The 20,779-nt window shown below is 65.9% G+C and carries 18 protein-coding genes; 9 read left to right on the forward strand and 9 right to left on the reverse strand.

What is annotated here, in order from left to right:
* Positions 1-55: 55 nt before the first annotated feature.
* Together RDV64_RS04235 and ppdK are read right to left on the reverse strand one after the other, a co-directional pair.
* Positions 56-1,006, reverse strand: coding sequence for a CorA family divalent cation transporter (locus RDV64_RS04235; protein ID WP_309198034.1), 951 nt, complete (start codon positions 1,004-1,006; stop codon positions 56-58).
* A gap of 13 nt (positions 1,007-1,019) precedes the next feature.
* Positions 1,020-3,686 (reverse strand): pyruvate, phosphate dikinase, encoded by a 2,667-nt coding sequence (gene ppdK / locus RDV64_RS04240; protein WP_309198035.1) that lies wholly within the window; start codon positions 3,684-3,686, stop codon positions 1,020-1,022.
* Positions 3,687-3,995: 309 nt separating this feature from the next.
* Between ppdK and RDV64_RS04245 the strand changes: the two genes are divergently transcribed.
* Entirely contained in the window at positions 3,996-5,729 is a 1,734-nt protein-coding gene (locus tag RDV64_RS04245) for a tetratricopeptide repeat protein (RefSeq protein ID WP_309199429.1), read from the forward strand.
* Positions 5,730-5,744: 15 nt separating this feature from the next.
* Positions 5,745-6,677, forward strand: a complete 933-nt coding sequence (locus tag RDV64_RS04250) for a 4-(cytidine 5'-diphospho)-2-C-methyl-D-erythritol kinase (RefSeq protein ID WP_309198036.1) — start codon at positions 5,745-5,747, stop codon at positions 6,675-6,677.
* Positions 6,678-6,693: 16 nt separating this feature from the next.
* Here RDV64_RS04250 and RDV64_RS04255 read toward each other — a convergent pair whose 3' ends face one another.
* A complete protein-coding gene (locus RDV64_RS04255; RefSeq protein WP_309198037.1) occupies positions 6,694-6,909 on the reverse strand; it encodes a DUF2007 domain-containing protein in 216 nt (71 codons plus the stop codon).
* Between the two features lie 193 nt (positions 6,910-7,102).
* On the opposite strand from RDV64_RS04255, the gene RDV64_RS04260 reads away from it, so the two are divergent.
* From RDV64_RS04260 to RDV64_RS04285, 6 genes are all read left to right on the forward strand, one after another.
* A complete protein-coding gene (locus tag RDV64_RS04260; protein WP_375143810.1) occupies positions 7,103-8,068 on the forward strand; it encodes a polyprenyl synthetase family protein in 966 nt (321 codons plus the stop codon).
* 104 nt (positions 8,069-8,172) lie between these two features.
* Entirely contained in the window at positions 8,173-8,691 is a 519-nt protein-coding gene (locus RDV64_RS04265) for a GAF domain-containing protein (protein WP_309198038.1), read from the forward strand.
* Between the two features lie 59 nt (positions 8,692-8,750).
* A complete protein-coding gene (locus tag RDV64_RS04270; RefSeq protein ID WP_309198039.1) occupies positions 8,751-9,725 on the forward strand; it encodes a tripartite tricarboxylate transporter substrate binding protein in 975 nt (324 codons plus the stop codon).
* A gap of 43 nt (positions 9,726-9,768) precedes the next feature.
* The gene (locus tag RDV64_RS04275) at positions 9,769-10,248 is read left to right on the forward strand and encodes a tripartite tricarboxylate transporter TctB family protein (protein WP_309198040.1); all 480 of its coding nucleotides are present in this window, start codon (positions 9,769-9,771) and stop codon (positions 10,246-10,248) included.
* A gap of 35 nt (positions 10,249-10,283) precedes the next feature.
* A complete protein-coding gene (locus RDV64_RS04280) occupies positions 10,284-11,804 on the forward strand; it encodes a tripartite tricarboxylate transporter permease (protein ID WP_309198041.1) in 1,521 nt (506 codons plus the stop codon).
* Positions 11,791-12,570 carry an aldolase/citrate lyase family protein gene (locus RDV64_RS04285; RefSeq protein WP_309198042.1) on the forward strand — a complete coding sequence of 260 codons (780 nt, stop codon included), beginning with the start codon at positions 11,791-11,793 and terminating at the stop codon, positions 12,568-12,570. The genes RDV64_RS04280 and RDV64_RS04285 overlap by 14 nt, the downstream gene beginning before the upstream one ends.
* 15 nt (positions 12,571-12,585) lie before the next feature.
* On the opposite strand, the gene RDV64_RS04290 is transcribed toward RDV64_RS04285, so the two are convergent.
* The 3 genes from RDV64_RS04290 to RDV64_RS04300 all read right to left on the reverse strand — a co-directional run bounded on the left by RDV64_RS04290 (position 12,586) and on the right by RDV64_RS04300 (position 15,836).
* Positions 12,586-14,169, reverse strand: coding sequence for a 5'-nucleotidase C-terminal domain-containing protein (locus tag RDV64_RS04290; protein ID WP_309198044.1), 1,584 nt, complete (start codon positions 14,167-14,169; stop codon positions 12,586-12,588).
* Between the two features lie 24 nt (positions 14,170-14,193).
* On the reverse strand, positions 14,194-15,237 hold the full coding sequence (locus RDV64_RS04295; protein ID WP_375143789.1) for a sugar phosphate isomerase/epimerase family protein: 1,044 nt from the start codon (positions 15,235-15,237) through the stop codon (positions 14,194-14,196).
* A 68-nt stretch (positions 15,238-15,305) separates the two neighbouring features.
* Positions 15,306-15,836, reverse strand: coding sequence for an SRPBCC domain-containing protein (locus RDV64_RS04300; RefSeq protein ID WP_309198046.1), 531 nt, complete (start codon positions 15,834-15,836; stop codon positions 15,306-15,308).
* Between the two features lie 116 nt (positions 15,837-15,952).
* Here RDV64_RS04300 and RDV64_RS04305 point away from each other — a divergent pair, with 116 nt between their 5' ends.
* Positions 15,953-17,062, forward strand: coding sequence for an ABC transporter ATP-binding protein (locus RDV64_RS04305; protein ID WP_309198047.1), 1,110 nt, complete (start codon positions 15,953-15,955; stop codon positions 17,060-17,062).
* Between the two features lie 4 nt (positions 17,063-17,066).
* Here the strand turns inward: RDV64_RS04305 and RDV64_RS04310 are convergent, their stop codons facing one another.
* The 3 genes from RDV64_RS04310 to RDV64_RS04320 form a co-directional block, all read right to left on the reverse strand.
* Positions 17,067-18,122, reverse strand: coding sequence for a substrate-binding domain-containing protein (locus RDV64_RS04310; RefSeq protein WP_375143811.1), 1,056 nt, complete (start codon positions 18,120-18,122; stop codon positions 17,067-17,069).
* A 23-nt stretch (positions 18,123-18,145) separates the two neighbouring features.
* Positions 18,146-19,177, reverse strand: coding sequence for an ABC transporter permease (locus RDV64_RS04315; protein ID WP_309198048.1), 1,032 nt, complete (start codon positions 19,175-19,177; stop codon positions 18,146-18,148).
* A gap of 103 nt (positions 19,178-19,280) precedes the next feature.
* Positions 19,281-20,753, reverse strand: a complete 1,473-nt coding sequence (locus RDV64_RS04320) for a sugar ABC transporter ATP-binding protein (protein WP_309198049.1) — start codon at positions 20,751-20,753, stop codon at positions 19,281-19,283.
* Between the last annotated feature and the right edge of the window lie 26 nt (positions 20,754-20,779).

A 20,779-nucleotide genomic window follows, 5' to 3' on the forward strand; every position in this document is an offset into this window, starting at 1 on the left:
TCTGGATGGCACTATACGCCCGGCCGGCAGCCGCATGGCCTCCCCCCGCGCCGGTTCACATCCAGCGCCGCCAGTGGAAAATCAGCCACACGCTGATGGCTGCCATCACCATGCCCGCCACGCACAACAGGAAGCCGTGGTGCCAGGACAGGCCCGGCATATCGACGAAGTTCATGCCGAAGATCGAGCTGATGAGGGTGGCCGGCAGGAACATGGCCGCAATCAGCGACAGGACCATCATGATCTGGTTCTGGTCGAGGGTGATGAGGCCAAGCAGCGCGTTCAGCAGGAAATCCACCTTGCCGTCCAGCGCATTGGCAAGCTGGTTAATGGCGTCGATGTCCGAGCCGAGGACGTTGATGGCGTTGCGGTCGTCAAGGTCCGGCGCAATCAGCCGGCGGTGCTGTTCCATGAACAGGACGAGCCGCTTGTTGCTGGTGAGCGCATCCTGCAGGCGCAGGATCTCGGTGCCGATGCGCCCCAGATTGCGCATGATCTCCTGCACTTCGCGCCGGGTGCGGCGGTCCTGCGGATCGGGGTGGAAGACGTCGCCGGAGATCCGGTCGATCTCGGCCCCCAGCGCTTCCAGACGGTCTGCCAGATAGCCCACCGTGGCATCAACGAGGACGATGAAGAGGTCGTGCGGCTGGGCGCCCGGTGTGCGCTCGGCATAGGCGCGCACGGTGGCGATGGCGTCGTCCTCCGCCGTGCGCAGCGTGATCAGATAATTGGGGGCAAGGATGCAGGTGACCCGCTCGTTGCTGCCATCTTCGCAGCGGGAGGCGCCCGAATACGTCATCGCGACGTACTCCTGCGCAACCACCAGACGGTTGGACGGCTCGATCGACCGCATCCGCACACGGCTGGGCAGGGTCAGCTCCAGCGCGCTCTCCACCGCGGCCCGCTCGGCCGCGGTGGGTTTGTCGAGATCGATCCAGGAGGCCGCAGGCTCGAGGCCCTCCTTGAGGGAGGGGCCCTCCAGCCCGGCGACAAGGCTCCAGATCATTCTCCGTTCGCCCTCAGCCCTTCTTGCGCAGCGCCGCCTGCGCCGCAGCCAGCCGCGCGATCGGCACGCGGAACGGCGAGCAGGACACATAGTCGAGGTCGACGCTTTCGCAGAACGAGATGGATGCGGGGTCGCCGCCATGCTCGCCGCAGATGCCGAGCTTGATGTCCGGCCGCGTCTGCCGCCCGCGCTCGGCCGCCAGCTCCACCAGCGCGCCCACGCCGTCCACGTCGATGGAGACGAACGGGTCGATGTCGATGATGGATTCGCGCAGGTAGGCGCCGAGGAAGACGCCGGCATCGTCACGGCTGATGCCGAACGTGGTCTGCGTCAGGTCGTTGGTGCCGAAGGAGAAGAACTCGGCGGATTCGGCGATGGCCTTGGCGTTGATCGCGGCGCGCGGCAGCTCCACCATGGTGCCGACCTGGTAGTGGAAGTCGACCCCCGTCTCCTCGCGAACGGCCTTTGCGGTGGCGTCGATGCGCTTTTTCACGAAATCGAGCTCGGTCTTGAGGCTGACCAGCGGCACCATCACTTCCGGCTCCACCGGGGCGCCGGTTTTCTTCGCGGCGGCAACGGCGGCCTCGAAGATCGCGCGGGACTGCATCTCGGCGATCTCGGGGTAGCTGACCGCGAGGCGGCAGCCACGGTGGCCGAGCATCGGGTTGAACTCGGAAAGCTCACGCGAGCGGTTGCGCAGCTTGTCCGGCGAGACGCCGAGCGCTTCGGCCACTTCGAGGATCTCGTCCTCGCCGTGGGGGATGAACTCGTGAAGCGGCGGGTCGAGCAGTCGGATCGTCACCGGCAGCCCGGCCATGATCTCGAAGATCGACGTGAAGTCCTCCCGCTGCATGGGAAGGAGCTTGTCGAGCGCAGCCTTGCGGCCTTCGGTGTCGTCGGCGAGGATCATCTCGCGCATGGCGTTGATGCGCGCAGGGTCGAAGAACATGTGCTCCGTGCGGCAAAGGCCGATGCCCTCGGCGCCGAACTCGCGCGCGGCCCGTGCGTCATGCGGCGTGTCGGCATTGGTGCGCACGCGCATCCGCCGCGCGCCGTCGGCCCACTGCATGATGCGCTGGAAGTCGCCCGAAAGTTCCGGGTTGAGCATCGGCACTTCGCCCATCAGGACTTCGCCGGTGGCGCCGTCGATGGTGATCTTGTCGCCCACCTTCAGCGTGCGGCCGCCGGCGATCATCGTGCCGTTGGCATAGTTGATCCGCACGTTGCCAGCGCCCGACACGCAGGGCTTGCCCATGCCCCGCGCCACCACGGCGGCGTGGCTGGTCATCCCGCCGCGGGTGGTGAAGATGCCGGCCGCCGCATGCATGCCGGAAATATCCTCAGGCGAGGTCTCGATCCGGCACAGGATGCAGGTGCGGCCGAGCCCGGCGATGCGCTCGGCTTCTTCCGACGAGAACACAATCTCGCCAGCCGCCGCGCCCGGCGAGGCGGGCAGTGCCTTGGCGAAAAGGTCGGTCTTCGCTTGCGGGTCGATGGTGGGATGGAGGAGCTGGTCGAGCGAGGCGGGCTCGATCCGCTGAACCGCTTCGGCTTCGCTGATGACGCCCTCGTCCACCATGTCCACCGCAATCTTCAGCGCAGCCTTGGCGGTGCGCTTGCCGGTGCGGGTCTGGAGCATCCACAGCTTGTTGCGCTCGATGGTGAATTCCAGATCCTGGACGTCGCGGTAGTGGCCTTCCAGCTTGTCGCAGACCGCCTTGAACTCGGCGAACGCCTCCGGCAGCGCCTTTTCCATGGACTGCTTTTCGGACCCGGCCTCAAGCCGCGCCTTTTCGGTGATGTCTTGCGGCGTGCGAATGCCGGCGACGACGTCCTCGCCCTGCGCGTTGATGAGGAACTCGCCGTAAAGCGCGTTCTCACCGTTGGAGGGGTTGCGGGTGAAGGCAACGCCGGTGGCCGACGTTTCGCCCATGTTGCCGAACACCATCGCCTGCACCGTGACAGCGGTGCCCCAGCGCTCCGGGATCCCCTGGAGGCGGCGGTAGGTGACCGCGCGGTCGTTGCGCCAGGAGCCGAACACGGCGCCGATGGCACCCCAGAGCTGATCCCTCGGGTCCTGGGGGAACGGCGAGCCGGTCTCCTTCTGCACGAGGGCCTTGTAGCTCTCGATCAGGGTGCGCCAGTCGGCGGCGGACAGATCGGTGTCGAGTTCGACATCCTTCTCGTCCTTCATGGACTCAAGGTGCTCGTCGAACAGGCGCATGGGGACGCCAAGCACAACGTCGCCATACATCTGGATGAAGCGGCGGTAGCTGTCGTAGGCGAACCGCTCGTCGTCGGCGTTTTTCGCCAATGCGGGGACGGTGGTGTCGTTGAGGCCGAGATTGAGGACGGTGTCCATCATGCCCGGCATGGAGATGCGGGCGCCGGAACGCACGGAAACCAGCAACGGCATGTCCGGATCGCCGAACTTCCGGTCCGTGGATGCGGCAATCTGCTCCAGCGCGGCGTCCACCTCACCTTCGAGCTCGGGCGGATAGGTTTCGCCGTTCTCGTAATAATAGGTGCAGACCTCGGTGGTGATCGTCATGCCGGGGGGCACCGGCAACCCGAGGCTCGACATTTCGGCAAGATTTGCACCCTTGCCACCCAGAAGGTCACGTTGGCTTGCATCGCCTTCGGCTTTGCCGTCACCGAACGTGTAGACCCATTGCCCCATTAGACCATTCCTTCATCAAACTGATGTGATGTATAAAGCCCGCGGGGCTGTTCGCAAACGTCCTTGCTCGAATTGCGTTGGTTCTGTGCTAAGATGGCGCCTTGCAACGATCGCCGAAGCACCACACGTTTTCAAAATGCCGAGCAGACCTTGCGAGCGCATCGCGAGAGCCGCATGGCCCAGGACCGAAGCATCTCAAGCCGTGCCGGCAGCCCGCGGCACGCCTGGAGAGAGGAAGGATTGCCCTTGTTGAAGCTCATCTCTCGAGCGGCCCTTGCCTGCGCTGTCGCGTCGGCGTCGTCCGTGGCAATGGCATCTTCCGGTGCCGTCGAGCTGGCGCCTGCCGCGCAAGACGAAACTCTGATCGTTCAGAAGGATCTTGCATCGCTCTCCGGCTTCTACCTTGCCGCCCGGCAGGCCGGAATCAGCAAGGACCTTTCGGCAGCCGCAGGCTTTTACGCCAGCGCGCTGCAGGCCGACCCGGACAATGCCGAGCTGCTGGACCGTTCGGTTCTCCTCAACATTGCCAGCGGCAACATCGCCAAGGCGGCCGAACTTGCCGAACCGCTGCTCGAAATCGAGCCGGACGACCAGCTTGCCCTGCTGGCCTCCGGCGTCGCGTCCTTCCGCGCCGGTGACACCGAAGCGGCCCTCGCGCACACACAGGCGCTGAGGGACCTTGGCGGCCCGCTGCAGGCACTCGTCGGCTCGCTGCTTCAGGCCTGGACCATTGCCGGTGACGGCCGTCCGGCCGAAGCCATCAAGCTTCTGGACGATCTGGAAGGCCCCATCTGGATCGACCCGTTCAAGAAGATCCACGCCGGCCTCATCGCCGACCAGTTCAACCTTTATGAAATCAGCGAAGACAGGTTGCGTCTTGCCTACGAGCAGGATGCGACCGACGTGCGCCTCGTGGAGGCGTATGCCCGCACGCTTGCCCGCGCCGGCAAGACCGACCGCGCCGTCGCGGTGCTCGACGCACTGGCCGAGCAGGTTCCCGCCATCGTCAAGCTGATCGACCCGGTGCGCACGGCCGTTGCCGGCGACGGCGAGGTCGCGCCGCTGGCAGACAATGCGCGCGCCGGCATGGCAGAGGCGCTCTACAGCCTTGGCCGCGGGATCGGCAGCAACGATACCACGCTGTCTGCATCGCTCCTCCAGCTCTCGCTTTACCTGCGGCCCGAAGCCGATTTCCCGGCCATGGCGCTGGGCGGGATTCTGGAAGGGATGCGCCAGCACGAGGCCGCCATCCTCGTTTACAGCAGCATCCCGCAGGATACGCCGCTCTACCGCGAAGCGCAGGTGCAGGAAGCGCTGAACCTCAACGTGCTCGAGCGGCACGAGGAGGCGATTGCCGCCCTCAAGTCGCTGCTGGCCAACGATCCGTCCGACGTGCAGGTCGCCCTCGCACTCGGCAACGTCTACCGCCAACTGGAAGACTTCAAACAGGCGGGAGAAATCTACACTGCGTCCATCGACAATCTCGGCACCGTCCCCGAAGAATACTGGACGCTGTATTATTATCGCGGCATCGCCAACGAGCGCACTGACAACTGGAAGGGCGCCGAGGCCGACTTCCGCAAGGCGCTGGAACTTTCGCCCGAGCATCCGCTGGTGCTCAACTACCTCGGATATTCCTATATCGACCGTGGCGAAAACCTGGATGAAGCGGTCTCCATGGTCCAGCGCGCGGTGAAGCAGCAGCCGGACGATGGCTACATCGTCGACAGCCTTGGCTGGGCGTACTACCGCCTCGGCCGGTACGAGGACGCGGTGGAGCAGCTGGAGCGCGCCGTGTCCCTGCGTGCCGGCGATCCCGTCATCAACGACCATCTGGGCGACGCCTACTGGAAGGTCGGCCGCAAGCTCGAAGCCATGTTCCAGTGGAACCACGCCCGCGACAGCGACCCCGAGCCGGACGATCTTCAACGGATCCTGACCAAACTCGCCGTCGGCCTGGATGCCGCGGACGCGGCACCGCACAAGGCCACCGCCGTGGCCGAGGATACCGGCGCCGAACCAGAACCCGCCACCGCACAGTAGAGGCGGCGGGCGGGCATGAATCCGGGCGCTGGCGCCGCGTCCGTCACGGTGACGGCGCGGGCGAAAATCAATCTCGCACTGCACGTCATCGGGCAGCGCGGCGACGGCTATCACCTCCTGGACAGTCTCGTTGCCTTCGCCAGCCTCGGCGCGGCGGCGGGCAGCGACGCCGCGCCGCCCCTCACGGGCGACCGGCTGACGATCACCTTCGGCACTGCTGACGGGCCGCCGCGCCTGACGGTGGACGGCCCTTTTGCCGGTGCCGTGCCCGCGGGGTCCGGCAACAGCGTGCTGGCTGCGGCCGCGGTTGCCGCTGGGATCAGCGCCATCCATCTCACCAAGGCACTGCCGGTTGCAGCGGGCATCGGCGGCGGTTCGGCCGATGCCGCGGCCGTGCTTCAGGCAGTGGCAAACCACCGCGGCATTCCCCGCGACCGGCTGAACGGCGTTGCCCTCTCTCTGGGCGCGGACGTCCCCGTATGCTTGCGCGGCGAGCCTGCGCGGATGCAGGGCATCGGCGAAACGCTGACGCCCCTTGCGCTGCCCTCGCTCCCCTGCGTTCTCGTCAACCCCGGCATCTCCGTCTCGACGCCGGATGTGTTCCGCGCGCTGACATCGAAAGCCAACCCGGCTCTTCCGGCAGGAGCGCCCCCCGCGGGCGCCGAAGCCCTTGCCGCATTTCTCGCCCGGCAGCGCAACGATCTGGAGGCCCCGGCCATCGCCCTTGCGCCCGAGATCGGCGCTGCGCTGGATGTGCTGAGGCGCCAGGCGGGATGCACACTTGCCCGAATGTCAGGCTCCGGGGGCACCATCTTCGGCCTGTTTGCCGACGACGATGCGCGCACCGAAGCAGTCGCCGCGCTCCGTGCCCACGCGGCAAAGCACGTATTGCCCTGGTGGATAGAGCCGGCGCGCCTTGAAGGCTCGGACGGCGCACCGCACCCATGAGCGCCGCAGCGCGGGCTCAGACCGAGCCGTCGACCCCGGCGTCCCGCAGGAGCTGCCGCGCCTCATCGGCCCGGCCTTCCTCCACCAGCATCCGCCGCGGCAGAACGCCGAGCGACCCCTCGACCATGCTCATATGCTGGTCCAGCACCACGTGTCCGATCCTGGCATCGGACAGCAAAGCCTCCACAAACGAGATCAAAACCATGTCGTTGGTCCGCAAAAGCTCTTCCAAAACACAACTCCGGTTGAATTTTTTTGGCTGAAACGCTGGGAATTCGGTGCATCTGGCGTGTATGTGACCGACGCGGCGTTCGGCCCGCTTGCCGCAGCGCGAGGCCCGGCATAATGTCCCCCACCATGGCGGACCCCGAAGGACTATTCTTGTGACGGCGCAACTGAGTGCAGCGCCCCCACCCGCGGGCGATATCGACCGCCTGATCGCAAGCGTGGCCGATCGCATGGCGAAGGTCAACGCGCTGATCGTCTCCCATGCCGGTTCGGACGTGGCGATGATCCCGGAAATTGCAGACCATCTGGTCTCCTCCGGCGGCAAGCGAATCCGGCCGATGCTCACCCTCGCGACGGCGGCAATGTTTGGCTATTCCGGCGAGGGCGACGTGAAGCTCGCCACTGCGGTGGAGTACATGCACACCGCAACCCTTCTCCATGACGATGTGGTGGACGAAAGCGGGATGCGACGCGGCAAACCCACCGCGCGGCTGATCTGGGGCAACCAGGCCAGCGTTCTGGTGGGCGACTTCCTGCTCGGCCAGGCGTTCAAGCTGATGGTCGAGGTCGGCTCGCTCGATGCGCTGGACGTGTTTGCGCGCGCCGCCGCCACCATCTCCGAGGGCGAAGTGCGCCAGCTGGCCGGGGCAAAGAACCTCTCGGTCGGCGAAGACCACTACATGGCCGTGATCGAGGCGAAAACCGCGGCGCTGTTTGCCGCGGCCACCGCGGCCGGACCCATTGTGGCCGGCGCGCCGGAGCACCGGGCTGCGCTTTCGTCCTACGGGCGCCAGCTCGGCCTCGCCTTCCAGCTCATCGACGATGTGCTCGACTATGAAGGTGACGCCGAAACCCTTGGCAAGAACGTCGGCGACGATCTGCGCGAGGGCAAGGCAACGCTGCCGGTTCTGCTGGCCTACGAGCGCGGCAACGAGGCAGATCGTGCATTCTGGCGCCGCTGCATCGAACAAGGTGACGTTCAGGACGAAGATGTTCAGGCCGCTGCCCGGCGCGTAAAGGATACAGGCGCACTCGATGATTGCCGCGAGCGTGCTCGTGGCTTTGCGCAGCAGGCCATCAAGGATCTCGTGACCACGCCGCCGTCAGATATCCGTGATATACTTGAAGGAGTGGTGCATTTTACGCTATCCAGATTGAACTAGAGGATTCAATGGGTTGCGGAAATGCAAATAGAACAGCCGCCCTCAATCCATTTGCGAACAATTTGTGATGCGATAACGCGCCCCTACCCTCGTTTAACCGCGCCATGAAGCGCCCGGAGGGTGAATCAGCCCTGCCGGTCGGCGTTGCATTGGAGCAACTCGACCGTCCGCCACCGGATCAGGCCGACCCGCTCGATCCGCGAATCAGGCGTCCCGAGATCTGGGGCCTTGCCGATATTGGCGGTCACAACCTCGAATGCCCGACCAGTTTCATCCACACCGTGGTGGACGACGTGCTCCACCCGGCCGAAGTATTTTGCGGTGGCAAACCCGTACAGGCGGCGGAAACCCTTGCCCGTGCTGTGATGACCAAGCGCGACGTGGTGATAATTCGCGACACCTGCCGCGACGAACGCTTCAAGCTTCTGCCGGAAGTTCTGGCGTTTCCCATGTTCCGCTACCTTGTCGGCGTACCGCTTATCAGCGGCTACAGAATGCTCGGCACACTGACCTTCGCCGACTATCGGCCGCGCCCTGCCCCCCCGAACGAGGCGTTGGCTGATATAAGGTGTCTTGCCGATGCAATGGCGTTTTTATTGGCGACGCGCGGGTTCTGCGTTTGAAGTGTCAGCACCGCTGCGCTAATCCTCTGGGCAATTATAAGAACCTGGAGGAAACAAGAATGACGATCAAATCCCTGATGATGGCCACGGCCGTTCTGGCGCTTGGCACGACCGGCGCGCTGGCGCAGGACTGCGACTGGAAGCCGGAGCGCGCCGTCACCTACGTGGTGCCGTGGGGCGCCGGCGGCGGCACGGATGCAAACTCGCGCATGCTGGCCAGCATGCTGGAGAGCCACTTCGGCGTGCCCTTCAACGTCGTGAACCGCACCGGCGGCAACGGCGTGACCGGCCACTCGGCCATCGCCAATGCGGAGCCGGACGGCTACACCGTCGGCGCTGTCACCGTCGAGATCAACACCATGCACCATGTCGGGCTGACCGAGATGGACCGCACCAACATCACCCCCATCGCGCTGGTCGACATCGTGCCGTCCTCGGTGCTGGTCAAGGCTGATTCCGAGTTCGACTCGCTGGCGGACCTCCTCACCTATGTGAAGGCGAACCCGGGCGAGCTGACCGCTTCCGGCACGTCGCAGGGCGGCATCTGGCATCTGGCACTTGCCGGCCTTCTCAATGCCGAAGGCATGGACCCTGCCGCAATCCGCTGGATCCCCTCCAAGGGCGCCGCCCCTGCGATGCAGGAGCTGATGGCCGGCGGCGTTGACGTTGCGACCCCTGCCCTGTCCGAAGGCAAGGCGCTGGTGGATGCCGGTGAGCTGAAGGCGCTCGCCTACATGTACGACACCCGCATGGCCGCATTGCCCGACGTGCCGACCACCAAGGAATCCACCGATTCCGGCTGGACGCTGGCTGCGTGGATCTCCATGTCCGGCCCCGAAGGCCTGCCCGCCAACATCGTCTGCTCTTACGAAAAGGCGGCGCTCGAAGCCTTCGAGACGCAGGAATGGGCTGACTTCAAGGCGTCGCGCGGCGCCGACGTGGTCAAGATGGGTTCGGCCGAACTGACCGACTACATGGCAACCTCCGACGAAGCGCTGGGCGAGACGATCCAGGCCGTCGGTCTCGCAAAATAAGCGGCGCGGCCGGGGGCTTGCCCCCGGCCGTTCGCACTTTGCCATGCACATCGACGACCGCTTCCTCGGGCTGATCCTCGTCGGAATGGGCACCGCGATCTATCTGATCGCGCGCACTTTCCCGCTGATGGCCGGCATCCCCTATGGCCCCGGCTTCTTTCCATCCATTGCCGCGGTGGGCCTCATCGTGTGCGGCATCATCATTGCCGTCACCGGCACGCTGAAGAGCCGCGCCGCCCCCGTGATCGGGTCTGGCGCCTCGGTGGGCAGCGCTGCCCGCGGGGCGCTCCTGCGGCCCCTCATCATCTGCCTCGTTGTCATCTTCTTCGCCCTCGCCCTCCCCGTGCTCGGCTTTCATATTGCCGCCGTGCTCACGGTCGGGGCCGCGGCCTTCGTTTTCGGCGCACATCCGCTGGTGGCGCCTGTCCTGGCGCTCGCCGCAGCATTCGGCACGCACGCCGTCTTTTATTCGGTGCTGCGCGTTCCTCTTCCGTGGGGAATTCTCACCCCCTATGCATGGTGACGCTGCCTTGACCCATCATCGCTCGGGGTGCGCCCATGTCGGCTGACGCGCTCGCGGCCGTCTTCACGGTCGATAATCTCACCGTCATTTTTCTGGCGACGCTCTACGGCACCTTCGTCGGTGCCATGCCCGGCCTCACCGCCACCATGGCGGTCGCACTCCTGGTGCCGTTCACGTTCTTCATGGACCCCGTGCCGGCGGTCTCTGCGATCATCGCCACCACCACCACCGCCATCTTCGCCGGCGACATTGCCGGCGCGCTGCTTCGGATGCCGGGCACGCCCGCCTCCGCAGCCTACGTCGACGATGCCTTCCGGATTGCCCAGAAAGGGGCAGCGCGGCGGGTGCTGTTCGTCTCGCTGATGACGGCGTGTATCGGTGGCCTTGTGGGTGTCGTCATCCTCGCGGTCAGCGCCCCGCAGCTGGCGCGTTTTGCCATCGGCTTTTCGTCGTACGAGAATTTCTGGCTCGCAACGCTCGGCATCACCTGTGCCATCTTTGCGGGCACGGGCACCGTGGCGAAGAACTTCGCCTCGCTGTTCTTCGGCCTGTTCGTCGCCTCCATCGGGATCGACGTTGCGGTGGGCCATCCGCGCTTCACATTCGGCAATGTGGAGCTGATGGACGGGGTCAACTTCATCCCCGCGATGATCGGCCTCTTCGCCATGTCCGAGGTGCTGCGCAACGCTTCGAGGGGCAAGGCCGCGGTCCGTCTCGATGTGGCTCTCGACGGGGTTGGCAGCGCCTTCATGGGGGCGGCCCGGTCGCTGCGAAACTTCAAGCGGGTGATCGCGCAATCCAGCGTGCTCGGCACCCTCGTCGGCGCTCTCCCCGGCGCCGGCGCCGATATTGCTGCCTGGATCGCCTACGCGCTGGCGAAAAAAGGCTCGAAGACGCCCGAACAATACGGCAAGGGCTCGCTGGAAGGCATCGCCGCAGGCGGCTCGGCCAACAATGCCGGTGTTGCGGGCGCGTGGACGCCTGCCCTGGTATTCGGGATTCCGGGTGACAGCGTGACCGCCATCGCCATCGGCGTTCTGTTGATGAAGGGGCTCACGCCGGGGCCGCAGATCTTCACCAACGACCCCGTTCTGGTCGGCGCGCTGTTTGGCTCGTTCTTCATGGCCAACATCGTGATGCTGTTCACTGGGGCGCTCGCCATTGCGCTCGCCACCATGATCCTCAAGGTGCCGCGCTCGGTGCTGATGCCGCTGATCCTGCTCTCCTCGCTCGTGGGCAGCTTTGCAATCACCGGCTCCGTCCTTGCCATCTGGATCGTGCTTGTCCTCGGCGTGGTCGGCTACTTCATGGAGGAAAACGGCATCCCCATGGCCCCCGCCATTCTCGGCATCGTTCTCGGACGGGTGCTGGAAGACAATTTCATGCTCTCGATGATGAAATCGCAGGGCGCGATGCTGGACTTTTTCGAGCGCCCGGTCGCAGGCGTTCTGGGCGGGCTCACGGTTCTCTTGTGGGCCCTCCTCCTCTACCGCGCGCTGCGGCAGCTCCGCCGCGCCGGCTCCACCCCCAAGGAAAGACCCGATGTCGCCAAATAACATCAAGGCCGCCATGCTGCGCGGCGAGACCGTCGTTGCCATGTGGAGTTCGACCGGCTCGGCCGATCTCGCCGAAGCGGCGGTCCATCGCGGCTGGCCCACGATCCTCATCGACAACGAGCACGGCGTCGGCAACCTCGATACGGCCGTTGCAATCCACCGCGCGGTCCTGGCCGCCGGCGGCGACTGCATCATCCGCGTTCCCTCGTCCGATCCGACTCACCTCAAGCTGGTCGCCGACCGCGGCTTCCGCTCCATCATGGTGCCGATGATCAACAATGCCGCCGACGCAAAGATGATCGCCGACGCTACGCGCTATCCGCCCCGCGGCATGCGCGGCTATGCGGCCCCCGTGGTGCGCGGCTCCTACTTCGGTGCCGACGGCGCCTACATGCGCACCGCCCACAAGGACTTCCTGCTGATCGCGCAGATCGAGCACAAGGACGCGGTCGACAACATTGCCGAGATTGCGGCGGTGGACGGGATCGACTGCCTGTTCCTCGGCCCCAACGACATGGCCGGCTCCATCGGCAAGCTTGAAGAACTCGACCACCCGGACGTTCTCGCCCTGTGCGAGCGCGTGGAGAAGGAGACGCTGGCCGCCGGCAAGCTGTTCGGCTCGATCTGCCGGCCGACCCGCTCCGGGACGGAGCTGAAGGAGGTCGGCTGCACGCTGATCGCGGGCCCGTCCGACCTCAGCATCTTCCTGAAAGGGGCCGTCGACGCACGCGCCGACTTCCCCTTCATCGCCAACCCCGCCGGCTGACGGGGCGGCGGCGCGTCACTCGACGGTGACGCGCCCGTCCGTTGCCGGCGTAAACGCGCCGCGCTTGGTCAGATACTCGGCGACGACGTCTTCAAGGCCGGGGCCGTAATCGTAGGCGTCGGTTCCATCGGTCTCGAACACAGAGTAGCCGTCGCCGCCCTGCCGCATGAAGTTGTTGGAGACGACCATGTAGGTCTTCTCCGGATCCAATGGCGCCCAGCTGTCGCCGTCCTTTACTTCCACGCTCTTGATGCGGCCTTCACCCGGCGCGACCGACGTGTCCGCCGTGTAGCGGATGCCCGCCACCTGCGGGAACCGCCCGCCGCCGTCCTCAATCTGCGAAACGCCGTTTTCGAGCGCAGCCACGACGCCAGCGCCGGTCAGCCCGAAGGTTGCGAGCGTGTTCTGGAACGGCAGCACCGTGAGGACATCGCCCATGGTGATGGGTCCCTCATCGATGGATGCGCGCAGGCCGCCACCGTTCTGGATCGCGATCGTCACGCCCTGCGAGGCGGTGCGGTCGAGCATCGCGTCGGCGACGAGGTTGCCCATGGGGCATTCCATCGCCCGGCAAACCTCGCGGCTGCCGTCGATAGCGGACGCGGTCTCGCCGACCACCTGGCTGCGGATCTCCTCCAGCGGTACGGCAAGCTCCTTGATCCGCTCGACGAACTTCGGGTCCTCTTCGATGCTGGCATCCAGCAGCAGCGGCTCGCCTTCGGCCGCGGTCACGTTGCCGGCGTCATCGAACGTCAGCGCAAGGGTGCCGAGATAGCGGCCATAGGCGCCGGCCTGGACAACGGGGGTCGGCCCGTCCGGTCCGTCGATCATTTCAGGATAAGGGCCGGAGGCGCCGTCCACCGCGTTGGACAGAAGCGTGTTGGTGTGCCCGCCAACGACAAGATCCACGCCGTCGATTGCGGCGATCCCCTCGTCGGGGCCGATGCCGGAGTGGCTGAGGACGATGATGCGGTCGACCCCGTCGGCCGTCAGCTTTGCGACTTCGGCGCGCACCGCCTCGGCGGCGTCGGCAAAGGTGATCGTGTCACCGGGCGAGGACAGTTCGCCGGTATCCTGCGCTGTGATGCCGATGATGCCGTAGCGGTAACCATCCTTCTCGATCACCGTCGAGGGGGGCACTGCGCCGGCGATGGGCGAGTTGTCCGCAATGTCGAGGTTGGCGCTGACCACGGGGAACGCGACCGCATCGACGAAGCTCTTCAGCGTCTCCGGGCCATCGTCGAATTCGTGGTTGCCGACCACCATGGCGTCGAAGCCGATGGCGTTCATCATCTCGGCCGCCACCTGGCCCTTGTACTGGGTGAAGAACAGCGAGCCCTGGAACTGGTCGCCGCCGTCCAAGAGGAGCAGCGGGCCATCGGCCGCCGCGCGCGCGGCAGTGACGGCGGTTGCAAGGCGGGCCGTGCCGCCGAAGCACTCGCCCGCCGCGTTGTCTTCCGGCGCGCAGGTGTTGTCGTATTTGGTGATCGGCTCGATCCGGCTGTGAACGTCGTTCACATGCAGGATCGTGACGGTTTCGGCGGCAGCTGCCGTCGGCAGCGCACAGGCGAGTGCAAGGGAAAGGTGACGCAGCTTCATCGAGAACTCCTTCTCAAACGGCCTTCAAAGGCCAAGCATCTTGCGGACGGCGGCCTGATCGGTTGATCCGCCGGCAAAATCATCAAACGCTTTTTCCGTGACCGGAATAATGTGGTCCTTCACGAATTGTGCCCCTTCGCGGGCGCCGACCTCGGCGTCCTTCAGCGCGCACTCCCACTCCACCACGGCCCAGCCATCGTAGCCATGGGTGGCAAGCGCCGAGAACACCGCCTTGAAGTCCACCTGCCCGTCGCCCAGCGAGCGGAACCGGCCGGCCCGCTGCGCCCACGGCTGGAAGCCGGAGTAGACGCCCTGCCGCCCGGTCGGGTTGAACTCGGCGTCCTTGGCGTGGAACGCCTTGATGCGCTCGGCGTAGATGTCGATGAACGCCACATGATCGAGCTGCTGCAGGACGAAGTGAGACGGGTCGTAGTTGATGTTGCAGCGCGGGTGACCGTCCAGCCGGTCGAGGAACATCTCGAAGGTGGCGCCGTCGAACACGTCCTCGCCGGGGTGGATCTCGAAGCACATGTCGACACCCTCCTCGTCGTATGCGTCGAGGATCGGCTTCCAGCGCCTGGCAAGTTCGGCGAACGCCTCGTCGATCAGCCCGTCCGGCCGCTGCGGCCACGGGTAGAGGAACGGCCACGCGAGTGCGCCCGTAAAACCGACCGCAGTATCGAGGCCGAGGTTGCGCGAGGCCTTGGCCGCAAAGCGCAGCTGCTCCTCTGCCCACGCCTGCCGCGCCGCGGGATTGCCATGCACTTCGGGCGGGGCGAATGCGTCGAACGCGGTATCGTAGACGGGGTTCACCGCCAGGAGCTGGCCTTGCAGGTGGACCGAGAGGTCGGTGATGGCGAGGCCGGCCTCACCGCAGATGCCGGCCACCTCGTCGCAATAATCCTTTGAGCTGGCGGCTTTGGCGAGGTCGAACAGGCGCGCGTCAGGCGACGGGATCTGCACGGCCACATAGCCGCAGTCGGCAGCCCACTTGGCGATGGCGGGGAGCGAGTTGAACGGGGCTTCGTCGCCGGCAAACTGTGCCAGGAACAGGCCCGGTCCCTTCATGGTTGGCATCGCGCAGCGTTCCTTCAAGATGTTCTTTTCGGGATGCTGCGCAGCGCTTCAGGGTCGCGTCAAGGTTGGGGGGTGGCGCCGTCCTCACCCACAGCTCGGGCCAGGCGGGAGAAGAATTTCTCGATCAGCGTCGCAGCGGCCTTGTCGAGGAGGCGGCCGCCAGCTGCTGCGACCATGCCCTTGATGAGCAGCGCGTAGCGGTAGCGCACCTCCGTGCCGCCCGCCACCGGCGCAAGATCAATCCACCCCTCACCGCTGGAGCGTCCGAACGGCCCCTCGGCCCCGCCCAGAAGAACGAGACTCTCGGGCTCCGCCATATCCGCGAAAACGGCGCTGACACGGTAGATGCCCTTCAGCCGGCCGACGCCGATGCCAACGTCCGCTGCATAGGCGCGGCCTTGGCCCTCATCCACCCGGCGGAGGGTCTCGGCCCCCGGAATGGCCGCGGCAAGCCGCCGCTCATCCATGATGATGGCCCAGAGTTCAGCCGGCGCGACCGGAACGACGGTGGAACCCGCGCCCGTCATTTTGTAGCCGCGGCCCGCCGGCATCTCCGGCCCGTCACGGCCCTCTCGGCTTTGCTCACTCATCATGTACATCCGTCGCTGATCACACTGTTCATATGGGTTGCGCGTGCATAAGCAATGTGTTGGCGAACTTCACCGCGGCCAAAAGCGTTAAGCCTGCAAAGGAAGTCTGTAGATTCATGAACCTGCCGTCCCGTGAAGAACTGCTCGACCGCTCCACCGGTGCCGGTCACATGGACAAGGACGCCAGCCCGCACAGCCACGTTTTCTCGTTCATCTGGGCCGTCAGCTGGCGCCAGCAGATCTTCATCATGCTCCTGGCGCTGACGGTGGCGGGTCTCGATGTGGTCCCGCTGGAAATCCAGCGCCGCATTGTGGATGGCGCCATCGACACCGGCTCCATCCCCGTACTGGTGCGCCTTGCGCTCGTGTACCTCGGCGTGCTGGCGGTCCACCAGGTGACAAAGCACGTCCTGCGCGTCTTTCAGGGCGCCGTTGCTGAGGATGTTCTGCGTGCAGCCCGTGCGCGGCTTTACCGCGACAGCGCGCCGGACACCGAGGTCGAGCTGGATTCGGACGACGACGAAAGCGTCGGCGAGCGCAAGAAGGGCGGCACCCGCGTGGCCGTTCTGGGCCAGGAGATCGAGGCGATCTCGGTATTTTCCGGCAATGCTTTCGGTGAGGCGGCGGTGCAGATTGCCACCATCTGCGGCCTCGTCTTCTACATGATCTTCACCGAGCCGTTTCTGGCCGCCATCTCGCTGCCGTTCCTCATCCCGCAGGCCCTGGTGGTGCCGATGGTTCAGACCCGGATCAACCGCTTGTCCAAGAACCGCGTGGAGGAGCGCCGCGCCCTCAACGCCGCCGTGATGAAGGACGACGACCAGCGCTTTCTGAAGAGCGGCCGCACGCTGCGCACCCTCGGCGTCAATGTGGCGTGGTGGAAGAGCGTGGCGCGTTTCATCGTCAACAGCCTGAATGCGCTGGCGCCGCTCGCCGTGCTCAGCTTCGGCGGCTATCTCGCCATTGAGGGCGAAACGTCCATCGGCACGATCGTGGCGTTCGTTTCCGGCTTCCAGCGCATGTCCGACCCCGCCAAGCACCTGCTCGACTATTATCGCTCCGCGTCCCTCACCCAGACCCGCTACCGCCTCATCCGCGATTTCATCGCCAAGATGCCGCAGCGGGACGAGAGCGCGGTGTCCGACGAACCGGACGAAACGGCAACCGCCGCCACCGGCAGCGAAGGCGCGGCCGGCACAACGACCGACCACGCCACACGCCCCTGACGGATCAACGCGCCGGCTGGGGGATCCATCCCGGCATCGCCACATCGGCGTGGGAGAACTGCGGAAGTTTCTCGGCCAGCTGTTCCATGTTGGTGATGTCCCCGTCGTTGAGCGCCTTCTGCGTGATCAGCGTGGGCGGGACCACAACGCTGGCACCGGGGTTCTCGCCGGCCAGCATCATCGCCAGCGCACGGACAGAGACCTCGCCCACAACCGCGGGGTTGGTGGCCGCCGTTGCCACCCAGGCCGAGCCCTGCTCGCGCATGGCGGCGATGTCCGCCGTGGAGACGTCGGCCGAGTAGATCTTGATGTCCTGGCTGAGGCCGGCCTCGTCCACGGCAATCTTCACGCCCTTGGCGAACTCGTCGTAAGGGGCGAACATCACGTTGATGTTCGGGTTGGCGCGCAGCACTGCGGCCGCCTGGTTGGCCACCGAGTTTGCAATCGGGTTATCCAGCGTGCCGAAGCGGGCGACTTCCTCGATGCCGGGATAGCGGGCCTTGAAGTCCTGCCAGGTCTCGTCGCGCCGGTCGAGCGGTGCAATGCCTGCGACGTAGACGTAGCCTGCCTTGAAGCTCTCGCCATTGTCGGCCACGGCCTGCTCCAGGGCGAGCCGGGCAAGGTCGCGGTCGGACTGCTCGATCTGCGGCACCGCCGGATTGTCGACGTTCACGTCGAACGCGACGACCTTGATGCCGGCATCCAGCGCGCGCTGCACGGCCGGCTGCATGCTCTCGGTCAGCCCGTGCTGGACGATGATGCCCTCCACGCCAAGGCCGATGGCCTGGTCCATCATGTCGGACTGGAGAGCGGCGTCCTGCCGGCTGTCGAACACGCGAAGCTCGATGCCGAGCGCTTCTGCCTGGCGCTGCACGCCCGACAGGTAAGCCTGGAAGAAGTCGCCGGTGGAAAGGTAGCGCACCAGCGCAACGCGCGGGCCGTTGTCGCCATCGAACGGGGCCGGTGCTCCGTCCAGCGCAAGCGCCGGTGCGGCATAGACAGCCGGCAGCGCGATGGTCGCGGCAAGCGCGGCCAGTGTACCCCTGCGGGTCATTTTGATCATTGTTGGTCCTCCCTCTTTCTCTACGAACGCCGGACCGAAAGTCCGAACGTGAACATCAGCGCGCCGACGAGCACGGCACCCTTGACGAAGTCCTGCGCATAATAGGGTGCGTTCATCATCGTCAGCCCGTTGAGCAGCAGCCCCACAAAAAGCGCGCCGATGGCCGTGCCGATGGCGTTGGGCTTGCCAGCGCCGAACACGGCAAATCCGATGAGCGCCGCCGCAACCGCATCCAGAAGGAGCGAGTTGCCGGACGACACGTCCCCCCGGCCGACACGGGCGGCCAGCAAGATGCCGCCGATCGACGCGAACACGCCGGAGATCATGTAGGCCGCAATCTTGTAGCGCTCCACCGGGGCGCCGGCGAGCCGGGCAGCCTGCGCGTTGGAGCCGATGGCGTACATGATCCGCCCATAGCGCGTGAATGTCATGAACACGGTGATGATGACCGCAAGCCCCAGCATCACCAGAACCGAGATGGGCACCAGATCCGCCACGCGGTAGCGGCCGAGCGCCAGGAAGGCGGCGGTGAACGAGCCGTTGGCGGTCGACCCGTCGGGCAGCATCATGCCGGTTGCGATGGAACGTCCCGCGGTGGGAATGAGCTGCAGGCCGAGGAGCAGAAACATCATCCCGAGCGTGGCCAGAAGGTCCGGCACCCGAAACCTGACGATGAGCATTCCGTTGCAAAAGCCGACCAGCGCGCCCAGCGCCAGACAGGCGGCAACCGCCGGCACCGTGCCGGCATCGAACACCACCATCACGTAGGACGACGTCATCAGCGCGGTGGCGGCGACGGCGCCGATGGACAGGTCGAACCCGCCCACCACAAGGGTTGCGGTCACGCCAAGCGCCAGAATGGCAACGATGGAGACCGACTGCAGCACGATCACCATGTTGCGCACGGACAGGAACGCCGGCTCCATGAAGCCGAAGAAGGCAACCATCGCCACCAGCAGCGCGACGAGACCGTAGCGCACGGCAAAGGCGCGCAGCGTGGTGCGGGGGCGTGCGGCGGGCTTGCGCTCCGGCGCGTTGTCAGTGGCAGTCATGTAAGGTCCTGGATCGGTGGGGTCGTGCCGGGGGGGTGGAGCGTTGCGCGGGACGTGGCGATCGTCAACGCCGTTCGCCGCGGCGAGAAAGAGGGCAATCCGGTCAGGCAGGGACTGGCGCAACCGGCGCGGTGGACATATGCGCGACCACCGCGTCCCGATCCAGCGTATCGGAGGCATGTTCGCCTACAATCGTGTGGTGGGCGATCACCACAATGCGGTCCGCCACCTCAATCGCCTCGTCGAGATCGGCGCACAGGACCAGCGTGGCTCTGCCCGCTGCCGTTGCGCGCAGGGCAGCGCCAATATCCCGCCGCGCCGCAATATCCACACCCTGAAACGGCTCGTCGAGAATGAGGAGCTTCGCCGGTTTCGACAGCCAGCGCGCCAGCACGACCTTCTGCTGGTTGCCGCCGGACAGGGTGCCGATGGCGTCCGTCTCGCGCCGCGCGACAATGCCGAGCCGGTCGATCTGGGTTGCAGCATGGGTCCGCTCCGCCCCGCGGCGGATCATGCCGAACGCCGAAAATTCCGCGGTGAAGGGCAGCGTCATGTTCTGGCTGATGTCGAAGTCGGGCACCAGCGAGCCGCCGGAGCGGTCCTCCGATGCCATGAACACGCCGGCCGCCACGGCATCGCTCGGCGCGCGGGGGGCGTAGGTTTCGCCATCCAGCTCCATCGTGCCGCCGGCCGCGCTGGCGACACCATAGGCCACCTGCGCAAACTCCGTCTTGCCCGCGCCGACAAGGCCCACCAGCGCCGTCACTTCGTCCTCGCGCAGCGCAATGTCCATCGGCGGGCTCATCGGCGCCAGTTTCAGCCCCTTGGCGGCAAACATCGTCCGGCCCGGCGCTTTGCGCGCGTGGCCCGCCTTGGCGAGCGCTGCGCCCAGCATGGCATCCACCGCCGCCTCATAGTCCAGCGGCGGGCGGAAATCGCCGGTGATCACACCGTCGCGCAAGGTGACGATGCGGTCCGCCAGACGGCGGATATCGCCCATCCGGTGCGAGATATAAAGAACCGGGATGCCCCTTTCCTTCAGCGTCTCAATCACGCCGAACAGACGCTCCGCCTCAGTGTCGGACAGCGCCGAGGTCGGCTCATCGAGGATCAGGAGTTTGGGTTCGTGGGCGAGCGCACGGGCGATGGCGACCATCTGCCGGTCGGCAAGCGAGAGGTCCGCCATCGGCCGGTCGAGCTTCATGTCGAGGCCGACACGGTCGAGCATCCGCTGCGCGTCGGCCCGCAGCCGGCGCCGGCCGAACCACATCGACCCGCCGCGGCAAAGCTGGTCGATCATCAGGTTTTCGAGGACGTCCATGGTGAGGACGACGTTGTCGTTGATGGCCTGGTGGACGACGACGACGCCCTTCTCCAGCGCATCCGACGGAGAATCCGGTGCAAAGGCGACGCCGCCCAGCGTCATTTCACCCGCCGTGGCGGGGTGGACGCCGGCAACGATCTTGACCAGTGTGGACTTGCCCGCACCATTGGCCCCCATGAAGGCAGTGACCTCGCCGGGTGTCAGAAAAAGATCAACGCCCCTGAGGACGCTCGTTTCCCCAAAAATTTTCACGAGACCGGCTACCGAGAAAACCGCCT

This window comes from Acuticoccus sp. MNP-M23 (assembly GCF_031195445.1).
Taxonomy (GTDB): domain Bacteria; phylum Pseudomonadota; class Alphaproteobacteria; order Rhizobiales; family Amorphaceae; genus Acuticoccus.

What these genes read in the sequence shown, in the direction of transcription:
- RDV64_RS04270 (WP_309198039.1), top strand. Translation starts at nt 8,751, where the DNA reads ATGACGATCAAATCCCTGATGATGGCCACGGCCGTTCTGGCGCTTGGC.
- RDV64_RS04280 (WP_309198041.1), top strand. Translation starts at nt 10,284, where the DNA reads ATGTCGGCTGACGCGCTCGCGGCCGTCTTCACGGTCGATAATCTCACC.
- RDV64_RS04275 (WP_309198040.1), top strand. Translation starts at nt 9,769, where the DNA reads ATGCACATCGACGACCGCTTCCTCGGGCTGATCCTCGTCGGAATGGGC.
- RDV64_RS04285 (WP_309198042.1), top strand. Translation starts at nt 11,791, where the DNA reads ATGTCGCCAAATAACATCAAGGCCGCCATGCTGCGCGGCGAGACCGTC.
- RDV64_RS04305 (WP_309198047.1), top strand. Translation starts at nt 15,953, where the DNA reads ATGAACCTGCCGTCCCGTGAAGAACTGCTCGACCGCTCCACCGGTGCC.
- RDV64_RS04315 (WP_309198048.1), bottom strand. Translation starts at nt 19,177, where the DNA reads ATGACTGCCACTGACAACGCGCCGGAGCGCAAGCCCGCCGCACGCCCC.
- RDV64_RS04245 (WP_309199429.1), top strand. Translation starts at nt 3,996, where the DNA reads ATGGCATCTTCCGGTGCCGTCGAGCTGGCGCCTGCCGCGCAAGACGAA.
- RDV64_RS04265 (WP_309198038.1), top strand. Translation starts at nt 8,173, where the DNA reads ATGAAGCGCCCGGAGGGTGAATCAGCCCTGCCGGTCGGCGTTGCATTG.
- ppdK (WP_309198035.1), bottom strand. Translation starts at nt 3,686, where the DNA reads ATGGGGCAATGGGTCTACACGTTCGGTGACGGCAAAGCCGAAGGCGAT.
- RDV64_RS04300 (WP_309198046.1), bottom strand. Translation starts at nt 15,836, where the DNA reads ATGAGTGAGCAAAGCCGAGAGGGCCGTGACGGGCCGGAGATGCCGGCG.
- RDV64_RS04235 (WP_309198034.1), bottom strand. Translation starts at nt 1,006, where the DNA reads ATGATCTGGAGCCTTGTCGCCGGGCTGGAGGGCCCCTCCCTCAAGGAG.
- RDV64_RS04250 (WP_309198036.1), top strand. Translation starts at nt 5,745, where the DNA reads ATGAATCCGGGCGCTGGCGCCGCGTCCGTCACGGTGACGGCGCGGGCG.
- RDV64_RS04295 (WP_375143789.1), bottom strand. Translation starts at nt 15,237, where the DNA reads ATGAAGGGACCGGGCCTGTTCCTGGCACAGTTTGCCGGCGACGAAGCC.
- RDV64_RS04290 (WP_309198044.1), bottom strand. Translation starts at nt 14,169, where the DNA reads ATGAAGCTGCGTCACCTTTCCCTTGCACTCGCCTGTGCGCTGCCGACG.